The sequence below is a fragment of the Nocardiopsis sp. TRM 82005 genome, assembly GCF_056312425.1.
In genome coordinates this window covers 22,990-36,443 of record NZ_JBWDTQ010000041.1, presented here as the reverse complement: position 1 = coordinate 36,443, position 13,454 = coordinate 22,990, and the positions used below count along the sequence as shown (strand labels likewise).

The following is a 13,454-nucleotide window of genomic DNA, read 5'->3' as shown; positions in this document are numbered from 1 at the left end:
TGCCTGTTGTCGGGGGAACGACGAAACCCGTGGCCGGAGCGGTGCCCGAGCCACGGGCGGAGGTTAAACGACAAGCTAAGTCCGCGCAACTCACAATGGCTGACGAGGGTCGCGTCTATGCGCACGCCACCAACATCACGAAGTCCGCCTGGAGTGCTAAAGCCCATTAGGTACGTGCACCTTCGGAACTTTGTTCTCATCGGGGTGTATGATCTTTATCAGGTCCTATTTCGCGGAAGAGGTAAGGTGCGCACATGGCAATGTTGAGAACCCTGGACCGGGGATTGGAAGCCATCAACGTAATCTCACGTTCAAGTAACGGGATAACCGTTCAGGATCTTGCCACTGCTCTCGGTATCCACCGGGCAGCCGCATATCGGATTCTGGATACACTGGAAAGTCGCCAGTTCGCGCAGAAGGGAACCGATGGCTGTTATCGCCTTGGTTCCGGCGTTCTTGCTGTCAGTCACAGGTTCATGTCCCAATTTCGTGTCGTCTCCCAACCGGTTATTCAGAACCTCGCAAACGAGGTGGGGATGACGGCATTCATCGCTGTCGAGGACGCTGGGCAAGCACTGGCATTGGCTGTCGCGGAGCCCGTGGCAATCGAGTCTCTGGGCATCCGATTCCAGATTGGTTTTCGGCACCCCCTTCAAAGAGGGGCGGACGGTATAGCAATCCTCGCGCAGAGGCCAGCACGCTCAGGAGAACCCTCCGCGGTCAAGACCGCCCGTCGGCGCGGATATTCTGTGACTTCCGGAGAGAATCAGCCGGGAACTGCAGGGATGGCAGTCGGTCTCGGGGAATTTGAGGCGCTGCAGGTCGAAGCGTCCGTTGGTGTGATTCGTCTCGGAGGGATGCAGGACCTCCGGGTTGAGGATATTCTCCCCCACCTTGACGGGGTGCGTAATACCCTACGGAACATGCTGACGAAGTCCTGAGAAGGCTCACGAAAAAGGCCATGACAAGGCCCGGCGTACACGGTGGAGCCGAGTGAGACCCCTCGCGGAGCATGGGACCCTTCGCGAGGCAGCTGACGTTCTCCGAGGTCGCCCTGGCCCTCCAGCAAGTCACCCACGCTACGCGCTCCCGTTGACGGATCGACCGACTCGCCATGCCTCTGTGGGTGCGGTCCTGCCGACCGTGGTGAACGAGGTTCTCGACGGATCACACGCTGAGCACGGTACGCGTCGTCTCCAACGAGAACACCTGCGGTCCACCCACATCAACCTCCTGGCGTCAGACACCGATCTCGCCCACACAACCGGCCTGCCAGGGGCGTTGCCGCGGCCCACAGCCATCCCAGACACCTCCTGCCCCTTGTGGAGCGACTGTGATCCACGCTACGTTGTGCGATAAATGTGACGTAATGCGCGATATGTGGAAGCGGGTAGGGGTATGGGTCCTGTCCAGAGAGGAACCGGCGCAGGACGCGTCGCGGCGCCCTCCGGCTGTCCAGTCTCTTCGGAGCGGGCTGCCTCGTTCGATCCGTTCAGTGACAGCTACCAGCAGGATCCGTCGGCGTACGTCGCCTGGTCGCGGGAGGAAGAGCCCGTCTTCTACAGCCCTCAACTGGGCTACTGGGTCGTCACACGGTATGAGGACATCAAAGCGATCTTCCGTGACAACGAGACTTTCTCCCCATCGGTGGCATTGGAGAAGATCACACCGACGTCTGATGAGGCTAATGATGTGCTGGCCTCGTACGACTATGGAATGAAACGGACGCTGGTCAATGAGGACGAGCCGGACCATATGGCTCGGCGACGGGCGCTTATGGGACCCTTTGACGCCGAGCATCTCGCGCATCGCGAGTCGATGGTTCGCAGCTTGACTCGTGAGTATGTCGACGCATTCATTGACGAAGGAAAGGCGGATTTGGTCGACCAGATGTTCTGGGAGATCCCGCTCACGGTAGCCTTGGATTTCCTCGGTGTTCCTGATGAGGACAGGCCAGCGCTCCGCCGCTACTCGATCGCCCACACGGTCAACACCTGGGGGCGGCCAGAGCCGGAGGAGCAGATCGCGGTCGCCCACGCCGTCGGCAATTTCTGGCAATACTCCGGTCAGGTTCTGGACTACATGCGTCGCAATCCCGATGAGGACGGCTGGATGCAGTACGGCGTGCGCAAACAGGGGGAGATACCGGAGGTCGTCACCGATTCCTACCTGCATTCGATGATGATGGCGGGGATCGTCGCTGCGCACGAAACCACCGCGAATGCGACTGCGAACGCGGTGAAGCTCCTGCTTGAGAACCGGCACACCTGGGATGAGATCTGCCAGAACCCGTCACTGATACCGAACGCGGTGGAGGAGTGCCTGCGTCACAACGGCTCACAGGCGGCCTGGCGGCGAATCACGACGCGCGACACGCTTGTGGGAGGTGTCGAGGTTCCTGAAGGATCGCGGATCCTGATGGTTTCATCCTCGGGAAATCATGATCCGCAGCGATTCGAGGATCCAGAGCTGGTTGATATCTACCGCGATGAGTCGAACGAGCATCTTACCTTCGGATACGGGGCGCACCAGTGCCTGGGGAAGAACCTGGCTCGGATGGAGATACAGATCTTCCTCGAAGAACTCACAAGCAGGATTCCGCATATGCGGTTGGCGGAACAAGAGTTCACATATGTGCCGAACACGTCGTTCCGTGGGCCGGAGCACCTGTGGGTGGATTGGAATCCAGAGGAGAATCCCGAGCGAAGGGATCCCGGTGTCCTCAGCCCGAAGCTCAAGGTTAATATCGGAGAGCCCACCGAGGAGCACCAGAGCCGACCGATGCGGGTCGACCACGTGTCGGACGCTGCACACGGCGTCCGACACATCCGGTTGTCCAGCGCTGATGGGACTCCGTTGCCGCAATTCACTCCGGGCGCTCATGTGAGCATCGTCTGCGGGGATACCGGATTGGTTCGTCAGTACTCGCTGTGTGGCCCCCGCGATGCCGGGACGTCCACGGGTGGATGCCCCGTGCGGACTGGCCGTCCACAGTGGTATGAGATCGCGGTCCGGAAGGAGGAGGACTCCCGGGGCGGCTCCCGCTGGGTGCACGAGAACCTCTCCGAGGGCGATGTCGTCGCTGTCCGGGGGCCCCGGAACCACTTCCGTCTCCCACATTCCCCTGCGCGCCTCCTCTTTGTTGCCGGCGGCATCGGCATCACGCCCATTCGGGCGATGGCTGACTGGGCCTTCGAGCAGGGCGTCCCGTACGAACTCCACTACCTGGGCCGGCGGCGCGAGTCCATGGCGTTCCTGCAGGAACTGCAGGCCAAGCACGCTGATCGTGTGCATGTCCACTGTGCGAATGAAGGCGGTCGTGCTGACCTGGCGCGGGTGCTGGAGTCGGTCGACGCGGAGGCGAAATCCGGAGCCCTGCATGTCTATGCCTGCGGACCGCAGCGGATGATCGATGCGCTGACCGCGGCCAGCGCGGATTGGCCCGAGGGAGCCCTGGTCGTCGAGCACTTCGCATCGCAGGTCGGTGGTCTGGATCCGGAGAAGGAGCGCGAGTTCGACCTAGTGCTCGAAGATTCCGCTCGCGAGGTAAGGGTTCCTCGGGACAAGACAGTCTTGCAGGTGTTGCGTGAAGCCGGATACCGGATCCCTTCCAATTGCGAAGAAGGGCTCTGCGGAACCTGTGAAATTCCCGTCCTCGAAGGCGGTATCGACCATCGCGACGTTGTCCTGGCATCGGCGGAGCGACGCCGCGGCGACCGAATGATGGCGTGCTGCTCACGCTCCCTTGAAGAGCGGATCGTGCTCGGAATGTAGCACATACACCTTCGATTCCCCCCAAGCAGAGGCCTGCCTCATAAGGCAGTGCAGAAATGAAGGAATTATGATACTCGGCCTGACAGGGATTGCTCTTTCACTTATCCTGCTGATTACCCTGGCTTATCGGGGGCATTCGGTTATCGCGGTCGCTCCGCTGGCCGCGTTGGTGGCGGTCCTGTTCGCGGGTGCGCCTGTGTTGGCGACATATACCCAGATCTTCATGCCGGCGATGGGCGGGTTCATCGCGAAGTTCTTCCCGTTGTTCCTGACAGGGGCGGTCTTCGGAAAACTCATGTCGCTCAGCGGCTTCGCGCAGAACCTCGCCGGCTGGATTGCCCGTCTCCTCGGGGCGAACCGGGCGATCCTGGTTACTGTGTTGGCGACCGCGCTGCTTACCTACGGAGGTGTGAGCGCCTGGGTTGTAGTCTTCAGTATCTACCCGATTGCCGTGGTGCTGTTCGAGAAGGCTGACATTCCTCGGCGGCTGATGCCGGCAGCCATCGCACTGGGGATCTTCACCTTCGCAACGGCAGCACTGCCGGGTTCACCACAGATCCACAACACGATTCCGACTCTCTACTTCGGTACCAACACGTTCGCGGCCCCGTTCCTCGGTCTTATCGCCGGCGCTGTTGTGTTCTCTCTTGGCCTGGCGTGGCTGAACTGGCGCAAGGCAAAGCTGCGGGCGGCCGGAGAGTCGTTCTCGGACATGACCGATGCTGAGCGTAAAAACGGCAGCTCCGTGACCGGGATGAAGGGTCCGGCAGAGTCAGGCAGCCGTGACAGGGCCGACGGTTCCACCGGCGGGAGTGCTGTCCCCCAGGCAATGCTCACTGAGCAAAGGTCGGGGACTACACAGCCAGTGCGCGGTGGGACGGCTCTGCATGGGATCCTCGGATTCCTCCCCGTTCTGGTCGTGGTAATGACCAACGCTTTGATGACCTATGCGATCCTCCCCGCGATGGATACGGGGTACCTCGCCGAGGACGCGTACGGCGCCACGGAAATCACCGGCGTGGCCGGCCTGTGGTCGGTGACGACCGGAATGGTCGTCGGCATTGTCTCGATTTTCGTCCTGAAGTTCGGTTCGATCCGTGAGTTCGTCAGCGGAATCTCGGAAGGTGCGAAGAACGCGGTCCTCCCCGCCGCCACCACAGCGAGCGAGATCGGTTACGGCGCGGTCATCGCTTCTCTCGCGGCTTTCATGGTGATTCGGGACGGGATCTTCACGATCAGCGAGAACGCGCTCATCACCTCAATCCTGTCGACATCTGGGATCGCCGCCGTCACAGGATCCGCATCCGGGGGGTTGACGATTTCTCTGGAGACCTTCGGCGAGGAGCTCACCGTGCTCGCCGCGGACCAGGGGATCAGCGTAGAAGTGATGCACCGGGCGACCGCGATGGCCTCGACGGGTCTGGACTCGTTGCCCCACAACGGAGCGATCATCACGCTGCTGCTGGTCTGCGGACTGTCCCACCGTGAGTCCTACAAGGACATCGGCGTCGTCACTGTCATCGTCCCGATCGTCGGTGTGGCGGTGACAGTCGCGCTCGGGCTCTTCCTCGGAGTCTTCTGACGACATCGGCGAGACGCCCCAATCACCAGGCTGTATCGCCGTTGCCGAGCACCGGTTGCGCCTTTCACTGATCTGAGGACCCGTACCCGACCGCACCCGGCAGGCATCCTCACCGAAGCTGACGTCCCGGAGGTATGTAGCGCCCCGATCCGCCAGTGCAGCGCACCAGGTACGCCAACCGGTCCGGGCCCATCTGTTCCGCGGACAGGTTCGTGACCAGGTAAACGTAGGTGCGCGTGATCTTTCCGGTGGCCCACTGTTCCACCCTGGCATGTACTGAGTTTGGTGGAGCCGTGTTTCTGGATTCTCAGGCCACGGTGCCCGGTTGCCCCTTCTCGAAACCTACGGGTGTCAGCCAGCCGATCGCCGAGTGCCGGCGCTGGCCGATGCGGCGCGGGGCGCTGGTGCCCACCCGCACGCCCTCGGGCAGGGTGTCCAGGGTGGCGCACAGGGCGTCGGGCGCGCGGGCCGAGGGTGTGGCCTTCCCCACCACCGGGGAGTTGTCCACGCGGTTGGTCACCGAGGCGAAGAGGACCGCGGCACGGTCCTGGCTGGGCGAGGTCTCCGCCGTCATCCTCCAGCAGTCCCTGCGCGACCTGGACACCGCCTACCGCAACTTCTTCGACTCCCTCAAGGGCAAACGCCCCCAGCTGGGCCCGCCCCGGTTCCAGTCCCGCAAGGACCACCGGCAGTCGGTCCGCTTCACCGCCAACGCCCGCTGGAAGATCACCGAGGCCGGCAAGCTGTCCCTGCCCAAGGCGGGTGAGGTGACGGTGCGGTGGTCACGGGCCCTGCCCTCGACCCCGGCCACGGTCACGATGATCAAGGACGCCGCGGGCCGGTACTGCGCCTCGTTCGTCGTCGAAGTGGACGACAAGCCGCTTCCCGAAACCACAGACGATATCGGGATCGACTCGGGCTTGGTCCCATCTCGGTCCCGCCCTGGCCCCATCAGTGCGACGGTCTCTGAGATGAGCAGCCGCGACCCGCATGAACTGGGATTTTGCGGCGCGCCCGGCCCGACACAATGCGAATCTCCGGCCTGTGATCGATGGACTACAGCTCGAACTCCTCCAAGCTCACGCCAAGGTCCGCAGGGATGGATGCCGGGGTTTGACGGATGAGCGCCAGGACGCGGGAGCGTGAGCGCGATGATGTTCGCCCGTTGGGCTCGCTGTCACGATCTCGGCCGTGTCTCTGCTGCGGTGTCGGAGAGGCTGGAGGGGCAGGCTCGGGCATCAGCGGCACCGGAATCGTCGCATTGGCACGTACCACGTGATTGTTCCGGGGCCGTCGCCGTGTCCGTGGACCGGGGGCGCCCTTATAACTCAACGATCACACCCGCGTACCCAACAGTCTCTAACGCATGCCGTCGGGCCCTTCATGACGAATGAGATGTCTTCAGGTGAAATCTGGATACGAGGAGGCCTATTTAGGGACCATCTCAACACTGACGGTGATTGGGCGTATTCGCAGGTCAAGTCCTCGAATGGATGGCTCCGGCCTGTGGCCTGAATGAGCTTCGAGGTTTGTTCACTTCCTACACAACGGATCGGCTTTCTGGTAGGAAGTTAACGCATCGGGCCCCCGCTATCCCAGTCGCCCGGAGGCTTCCATGAATCGCCGGTGGTCGATCCGCTCACACACGAGTGCCGCCGTAGCCGCAGGTTCCGTCCTCACCCTCACCCTCGCTCCGGTCGCAGGTGCGAGCACGACGCACGACGACCCGCGCGACCACCCCGGGTTCAGTGAGACCGTCGAGATCCCACCGGGCGGCTCGATCGCACCGGTCGACGACCCCGAACCGCGACTGGAGACGTTCAACGCCGAACGCCCGGTCGCCCCCGGTATCACGCTGAACTCGTTCGAGACCTACGGACCGGACAGCTACACCGGGAGGCCCAACTGGTTGCAGGCCGACCTGTTGACCGCCGACCTCACCGGCGGGGTCAGCGTCGACTACCTGTTCCCCGGCCAAGTGGCCGACCGGGAGCCGTTGAGCGCCCAAGCGAACCAGGCCGGCGCGGTCGCCGCGGTGAACGGCGACTTCTTCGACATCAACGCCTCCGGCGCGCCGCAGGGCGTGGCCGTGCAGAGCGGTGAGTTGCTCCAGTCCCCGATCACCAACGACTACCGTGAGTCTGCTGCGATCTTCACGCCCGACGGGCTCGGCTCGATCGGCGAGGTGTTCTTCGAGGGCACCATCGAGCTGCCGACCGGGGAGACTCCAGCGCTGGACGCGATCAACAAACCGGCACTGGACATCGGTGAGATCGCCGCGTTCACCCCGTTGTGGGGGACATACTGCCGGTGCCGGGTGGTCGAGGACGCGGCGGAGACGCTGGAGGTCGTCGTCATCGACGGTGTGGTCACCGAGATCGTGGACGGACCGCGCGAGGGAGAGATCGCCGACGACGCCTTCGTTCTGGTCGGTCGCGAAGACGGCGCCGAGACACTGTCCGACCTGGCCGTGGGTGATCCGGTGAGCATTGACTACGACGCACGGGCCAGCGAGGACCAGGAGCTCCACGCCGCGCTGAACGGCCGTCAGATGCTCGTCGTCGACGGTGAGGTCCAGCAGGCCAGTGAAAGCGACAACACTCCAGGTGCTCCGCGTATGGCCGTCGGATTCTCCGCGGACGGCTCACAGATGTACTTGCTCAGCGTCGACGGTCGGCAGCCGTCCTTCGCCGAGGGCGTCGGCCTCGACGAGATGGGCGAGATGATGGTCGAGGCCGGTGCGCACACCGCACTCAACCTCGACGGCGGCGGTTCGGCCACCATGGTGGCGCGAACCCCCGGAGCGGAACAGGTGCGGGTCGAGAACCGGCCCTCGGACGGAGCGGAGCGTCTCGTACCCAACGGACTCGCCCTGTTCGCCCCCGAAGGCAGCGGCCAGCTCGACGGCTTCTGGGTCGAGCCCCAGATCGACTCCGAACGTGTCGACGGCTCCGCCTACGCCGCACCCAGCCGACCCGACCGGGTGTTCCCCGGCCTGACGCGGACGCTTACCGCGGCCGGTCACGACGAGACCTACGCACCGGTCGAGTCCGACTCGAACTGGCGATCCGACGACAGCCGGGTCGGCATAGTGGACCGCGACGGCGTGTTCACCGCTCGTTCGGCCGGCACAGCTACCGTCACCGCCAGCAAGCAGCGCGCCACGGGGGACATCGAGTTGACCGTGCTGGATGAGCTGACCCGGCTCGAGACCACACCCGAACGGGTGGGGCTCGCCGGCTCCGAAGCGTCCACCGTGGTCGGGGTGACCGGCTACGACACCCACGGGTTCGCCGCGCCGGTCGAGTCGGCCGATCTCGAACTGACCATCGACGAAACCGTCGCGCAGGTTTCGGCGACCGCGGACGGGCGGTTCGAGATCCAGGCAGCCACCGACAGCGGAGCCACGCTCGCCACCTTCCGGGTCGCTGACGTCGAGACGACCATCGCGGTCACCGTCGGCCTGGAGGAGGTCGTCGTCGCCGACTTCGAGGACGCGGCCGGCTGGTCCTACTTCGGTGAGCGCGCCGACGGAGATGTTGCGGTAACTGAGGGCCGGGACGGTGACGCGGTGGAGCTTACCTACGACTTCACCACCTCGACCGGGACCCGTACCGGCGGCATCCTGCCACCCGGCGAGGAACTGGAGATCCCCGGCCAGCCGCAGGAACTACGTGCCTGGGTGCACGCCGAGGGTGACGGGGAGTGGGCCAGCCTGCAGGTCTGGGATGGCGCCGGCCAGTTGCTGCCCGCGCTGCGTGCCGGTTACCTCGACGAACCGGGCTGGCGGCAGCTGGTCTTCGACGTACCGCCGGGCACGCAGTACCCGCTGTCGCTACGCCGCGTCTACTTCGCCGAAACCGAGCCGGACGCGAGCTACCACGGCGAGGTGATCGTAGACGAGCTGACCGCGATGGTGCCGCCACCGGTGGACGTGCCACCCACCGAACCGGTCGTCGATCCGGTGGTGACGCCCGGCGAGACCGTGGCCGGCCAGGACTGGCGGTTCGCCGTCGTGTCCGACGCACAGTTCGTCGCCCGTGACCCGGACAGCGAGATCGTCGCCTACACCCGGCGCGCACTCCGTGAGATCCGCGCCAGCGACGTCGAGTTCCTCGTCATCAACGGCGACTTCGTTGACGAGGCCGCACCGGAGGACTTCGCGCTGGCCCGGCGCATCCTCGACGAGGAACTGGAGGGCGAGCTGCCCTACTACTACGTGCCGGGCAACCACGAGGTGTCCGAGGGCACGCTCGACAACTTCCGGAACGTGTTCGGGGACACCCACCACGTGGTCGACCACCACGGCACCAGGTTCATCTTCCTGGATACGGCTCGGTTCTCCTACCAGGCCAGCGACTGGTCACAGCTACCGCTGCTGCGCGAAGAGCTCAACGACGCGGCCGACGACCCCGCCGTGAGGTCGGTGGTGGTGGCCCAGCACGTGCCCTTCCGCGACCCGTTGCCCACCAACGCGAGCGAGCTGTCGGACCGCAAGGAGGCGGACACCGTCGAGAGCTGGCTGGCCGGGTTCCAGTCCGAGACCGGCAAGGGTGCGGCCTTCATCGGCGCGCACGCTGGCGTGTTCCACGCTAGCCGGGTGGATGGCGTGCCCTACGTCATCAACGGCAACGTCGGCAAGAACCCCTCGGCTGGTCCTTCGGAGGGTGGCTTCACCGGCTGGTCGTTGTGGGGCGTCAACGCCGACGGCAGGCCCGCGGCGGATTGGATAGCGACCGAACTACGTCCCCACGTGGACGGGCTGAAACTGGACGCGCCAGCCTCGGTTGATGTCGGTGAACAGGCCGAAGTCACCGCGACGGTGGACAACGACGGCACCGCGGTACCGGTCATCTACCCGGTGAGCGCGGACTGGTTCGGCTCCGACGACGTCCACATCGGATCGGTCAAGGAGGCCGAGGCCGATCACGTCGCCGCGTTCGACCCGGCAACAGGCCAGTTCAGCGCGCTGGCGGCGGCAACCATCGACCTCGGTGTCACCGTGAACGGCGTCACCGAACAGGTCACTATCGCATTGACGCCCTGACAGCAGACTATAGAGGGTTGTCACATCGTCGCTTGCGGCGATGTCGTCGTCGAACCCGTCGTAGTGGTCGGTGAGGGTGCCCGCGTCGGGTGGAGAACGGCAGCCGGGCCCTCCCGGTGTAGGCGTGCAGTGGCTGAGGCGGGGGAGCCAAGGGAGAGCGTCGCAGCGCCGCCGCCGGCTCCCCCCGCCTTGTACTCAGTCCAGGCGCCTCCTGGACACGCTCACCTAGAGCCAGTCGTGCTCGCGTGCGTACCGCGCCGCCTCGTGCCGGGTCCGGGTCTGGGTCTTCTGCATCGCGTTGGACAGGTAGTTGCGCACCGTGCCCTCCGCCAGGTGGAGCTGGGCGGCGATGTCAGCGGCTGAGTAACCCTCGCTGGTCGCCCGTAGCACGTCGAGCTCGCGGTCGGTGAGCGGACAGTCGTCGACGACGGCCAGCGCGGAGACGTCCGGGTCGACCCACCGCTTGCCTCCGTGCAGGGTCCCGATCACCGAGGCGATGTGCGTCGGCTCCGCCGACTTGCTGACGAAGCCCTGGACGCCGAGTTTCAGGGCCTTGCGGAGCACCCCGGGCCGGGCATGGCGGGTCAGCATCAGGATCACTTGGTCCGGCAGCTCACGGCGGATCTCCGCGACGGCGCAGAGCCCGCCCACACGGGGCATCTCCAGGTCGATGACCAGAACGTCGGGCCGCTCGCGCAGTGTGGCCCGGACGGCAGCCTCCCCGTCCTCGGCCTCGGCGAGCACGGTGATCTCGCCCTCGAACGGGAGCAGCGACGCCAGCGCCTTGCGGAGGAGGGCCTCGTCGTCGGCGAGCACCACGGTGGTCATCGGTCGTCCTTCCACTGCGTGAATGTCACGGCGGTCAGGAACCGCCCGTCCTTCCGTTCCACCGTCAGTGTGCCGCCGTCGCGCTCCACCCGGTCCCTGAGGGTGGAGAGCCCCCTGAGCTCGGGCGTCACGTCCTCGTGCGCGCCGTCGTTGACGATGGTGATGCCGGCCCTCGAGAGGGTGATCCGCACCTGCCCGGCCTGGGCGTGACGCAGGATGTTGGTCGTCGTCTCCCGCAGGACCTGGCCGAGCAGCTCGCTCGCACGGGTGTCGACCTCGGCCTGGCGGCCGACGCGCACAAGGATGCCCGCGGCCTCGAAGAGGTTCTTGGCGTTCTCCAGCTCCGCGGACAGGTTGAGCCGCCGTTGCGCGTAGGCGAGTTCCTTGGTCTGGGTGATGGTGTCCCCGACCAGCTCGTGCACCTCGCTCAGCTCCCGCTCCGCCTGGTCGATGTCGCTGTGCACCAGCTTCTGGGCCAGCGCGACCTTCAGCTTCACCACGTGGAGCGTGTGGCCCTGGATGTCGTGCAGATCACCGGCGAAGCGCACGCGTTCTCGGGCCACGGCCAGCTCCGCGTCGCGCTCCCGTGACTCCTCCAGCTCTGTGACGAGGCCGGAGACCAGGTGGCTGAGGAACGCGAGGACGAACCCCACCACGGCGACGCTCGTGGAGCCGACGGCGTACTCGAGCAGAACGCCGAGAACCTGCCCGGGTGACATCGCCAACCTCACCGCGACCACCGCGGCGGCGAAGGCGACCAGCCCGAGTGCGGCCGCGCGACGGTGGTGGCGCGGTAGCTGGAAGACGACGATCGTGCCCACGATGGAGATGCCGTAGGACGCGGACGCGGCGTCCAGCACCAGCACCCCGAAGAGCCACACAGCCGATGCGACGACCAGGCAGGGAAGCGTGACGCGTGAGAGGCGGCCCGCGGTCCACCCCCGGACGGCCACCAGGGCCGCCACCACGCCCAGGCCCAGGACGGTGGCCTGACCCCAGGTCTCGGCATTGATCGAGATCAGGAGTGCCCCTACGGCGGAGAGCGACGCGAACACGATGTTGAGGTTGTACACGCGCAACTGTCCCTGCGTCGCCTCGGTGCGCTCGGACGTCATGTGAGCCTTTCCGGGATCGGGCAGCGGGGGACGCCTCAGTATTCTTCCTGCTCCGCGGCACCACCAGTGACACCACGTCATGTCTTCACCTGGAGAAATGTCACGGCGAAGAGGTGACGTGGCCGCACTGCCGAATGGGCGCGTCAAAAGCTGCAATGGGGAACATGTCCTCTACACCAGTCATCGACGTCGAACGTCTGAACCTCAAGTACGGCGACTTCCACGCCGTCAAAGACCTGTCCTTCCAGGTGCGGCGCGGGGAGTTCTACGCCCTGCTCGGCACGAACGGGGCGGGCAAGACCTCGACCCTGGAAACCGTCGAGGGTCACCGCTCCGCCTCCTCGGGCACCGTGCGGGTCTTCGGACGTGACCCGCGCGACCGCCGGGCCGTGCGGCCCCGGACGGGAATCATGTTGCAGGAGAGCGGCTTCTCCCCGGACCTGACGGTGAAGGAGTCGGTCCGGCTGATCGGGAAGCTCACCCAGCGCACGGACCGGGTCGAGCGCCTGCTCGACATCGTCGACCTCACGCGCAAGGCCGGCGTCAAGGTGTCCCAGCTCTCCGGCGGCGAGAAGCGTCGCCTGGACTTCGCCACCGCCGTGTACGGCACGCCGGAGCTGATCTTCCTGGACGAGCCCACCACCGGCCTGGACATCCAGTCCCGGGACGACCTGTGGGACGCCGTGGACCGGCTGCGCGAGGACGGCTCCACCGTCGTCCTCACCACGCACTACCTGGAGGAGGCCCAGCAGCGCGCCGACCGCATCGGACTCATGCACCAGGGCACCTTCCACCGGGAGGGGACCGTTTCCGAACTGACGCGAACCCTGCCGGCCACGGTCCGCTTCTCCCTTCCGCCGTCGGCGCCGGAGCTGCCGCTGCCGGCCGCACGCGAAAGCGATGGGAGGTTCCTCGTCGAGACCCTCGGCCTTCAGAAGGACCTGTACCTCCTCCTCGGCTGGGCCCAGGACCACGCCGTGGAGCTGCTGGACCTGGAGGCCGGACCGACCCGGCTCGACGACGTCTTCCGCTCCATCGGCAGCGAGTAGACCACTCGGTCCGCTCCGGACCACCGCGTCCGTTCGGTCCGATCACCGCCCTTCTCGAA

Annotated in this window: 9 protein-coding genes; 6 read left to right on the top strand and 3 right to left on the bottom strand. The window is 65.5% G+C overall.

The window, feature by feature from the left end:
• The first annotated feature begins 254 nt into the window (after positions 1 to 254).
• The 3 genes from AC0T5L_RS25900 (at position 255) to AC0T5L_RS25890 (ending at position 5,356) form a co-directional block, all read left to right on the top strand.
• Positions 255 to 941, top strand: a complete 687-nt coding sequence (locus AC0T5L_RS25900; protein WP_476168100.1) for an IclR family transcriptional regulator — start codon at positions 255 to 257, stop codon at positions 939 to 941.
• A 457-nt stretch (positions 942 to 1,398) separates the two neighbouring features.
• A complete protein-coding gene (locus tag AC0T5L_RS25895; protein ID WP_476168099.1) occupies positions 1,399 to 3,774 on the top strand; it encodes a cytochrome P450 in 2,376 nt (791 codons plus the stop codon).
• 67 nt (positions 3,775 to 3,841) lie between these two features.
• Positions 3,842 to 5,356, top strand: coding sequence for a GntP family permease (locus AC0T5L_RS25890; protein WP_476168098.1), 1,515 nt, complete (start codon positions 3,842 to 3,844; stop codon positions 5,354 to 5,356).
• A 307-nt stretch (positions 5,357 to 5,663) separates the two neighbouring features.
• On the opposite strand, the gene AC0T5L_RS25885 is transcribed toward AC0T5L_RS25890, so the two are convergent.
• Positions 5,664 to 5,876 (bottom strand): hypothetical protein, encoded by a 213-nt coding sequence (locus tag AC0T5L_RS25885; protein ID WP_476168097.1) that lies wholly within the window; start codon positions 5,874 to 5,876, stop codon positions 5,664 to 5,666.
• Between AC0T5L_RS25885 and AC0T5L_RS25880 the strand changes: the two genes are divergently transcribed.
• Positions 5,857 to 6,480, top strand: a complete 624-nt coding sequence (locus AC0T5L_RS25880; protein WP_476168096.1) for an RNA-guided endonuclease InsQ/TnpB family protein — start codon at positions 5,857 to 5,859, stop codon at positions 6,478 to 6,480. The two genes, AC0T5L_RS25885 and AC0T5L_RS25880, sit on opposite strands and share 20 nt — an antisense overlap.
• A 491-nt stretch (positions 6,481 to 6,971) precedes the next feature.
• Entirely contained in the window at positions 6,972 to 10,403 is a 3,432-nt protein-coding gene (locus AC0T5L_RS25875) for a phosphodiester glycosidase family protein (protein WP_476168095.1), read from the top strand.
• Positions 10,404 to 10,628: 225 nt separating this feature from the next.
• On the opposite strand, the gene AC0T5L_RS25870 is transcribed toward AC0T5L_RS25875, so the two are convergent.
• Both AC0T5L_RS25870 and AC0T5L_RS25865 read right to left on the bottom strand, forming a co-directional pair.
• The gene (locus AC0T5L_RS25870; protein ID WP_476168094.1) at positions 10,629 to 11,231 is read right to left on the bottom strand and encodes a response regulator transcription factor; all 603 of its coding nucleotides are present in this window, start codon (positions 11,229 to 11,231) and stop codon (positions 10,629 to 10,631) included.
• Positions 11,228 to 12,346, bottom strand: a complete 1,119-nt coding sequence (locus tag AC0T5L_RS25865) for a histidine kinase (RefSeq protein WP_476168093.1) — start codon at positions 12,344 to 12,346, stop codon at positions 11,228 to 11,230. Before AC0T5L_RS25865 ends, AC0T5L_RS25870 begins: the two co-directional genes overlap by 4 nt.
• 164 nt (positions 12,347 to 12,510) lie before the next feature.
• Between AC0T5L_RS25865 and AC0T5L_RS25860 the strand changes: the two genes are divergently transcribed.
• Positions 12,511 to 13,395: an ABC transporter ATP-binding protein gene (locus AC0T5L_RS25860; protein ID WP_476168092.1), complete on the top strand. Its 885-nt coding sequence runs from the start codon at positions 12,511 to 12,513 to the stop codon at positions 13,393 to 13,395.
• Positions 13,396 to 13,454: the final 59 nt, after the last annotated feature.

What these genes read in the sequence shown, in the direction of transcription:
- AC0T5L_RS25875 (WP_476168095.1), top strand. Translation starts at nt 6,972, where the DNA reads ATGAATCGCCGGTGGTCGATCCGCTCACACACGAGTGCCGCCGTAGCC.
- AC0T5L_RS25870 (WP_476168094.1), bottom strand. Translation starts at nt 11,231, where the DNA reads ATGACCACCGTGGTGCTCGCCGACGACGAGGCCCTCCTCCGCAAGGCG.
- AC0T5L_RS25900 (WP_476168100.1), top strand. Translation starts at nt 255, where the DNA reads ATGGCAATGTTGAGAACCCTGGACCGGGGATTGGAAGCCATCAACGTA.
- AC0T5L_RS25860 (WP_476168092.1), top strand. Translation starts at nt 12,511, where the DNA reads ATGTCCTCTACACCAGTCATCGACGTCGAACGTCTGAACCTCAAGTAC.
- AC0T5L_RS25895 (WP_476168099.1), top strand. Translation starts at nt 1,399, where the DNA reads ATGGGTCCTGTCCAGAGAGGAACCGGCGCAGGACGCGTCGCGGCGCCC.
- AC0T5L_RS25890 (WP_476168098.1), top strand. Translation starts at nt 3,842, where the DNA reads ATGATACTCGGCCTGACAGGGATTGCTCTTTCACTTATCCTGCTGATT.
- AC0T5L_RS25865 (WP_476168093.1), bottom strand. Translation starts at nt 12,346, where the DNA reads ATGACGTCCGAGCGCACCGAGGCGACGCAGGGACAGTTGCGCGTGTAC.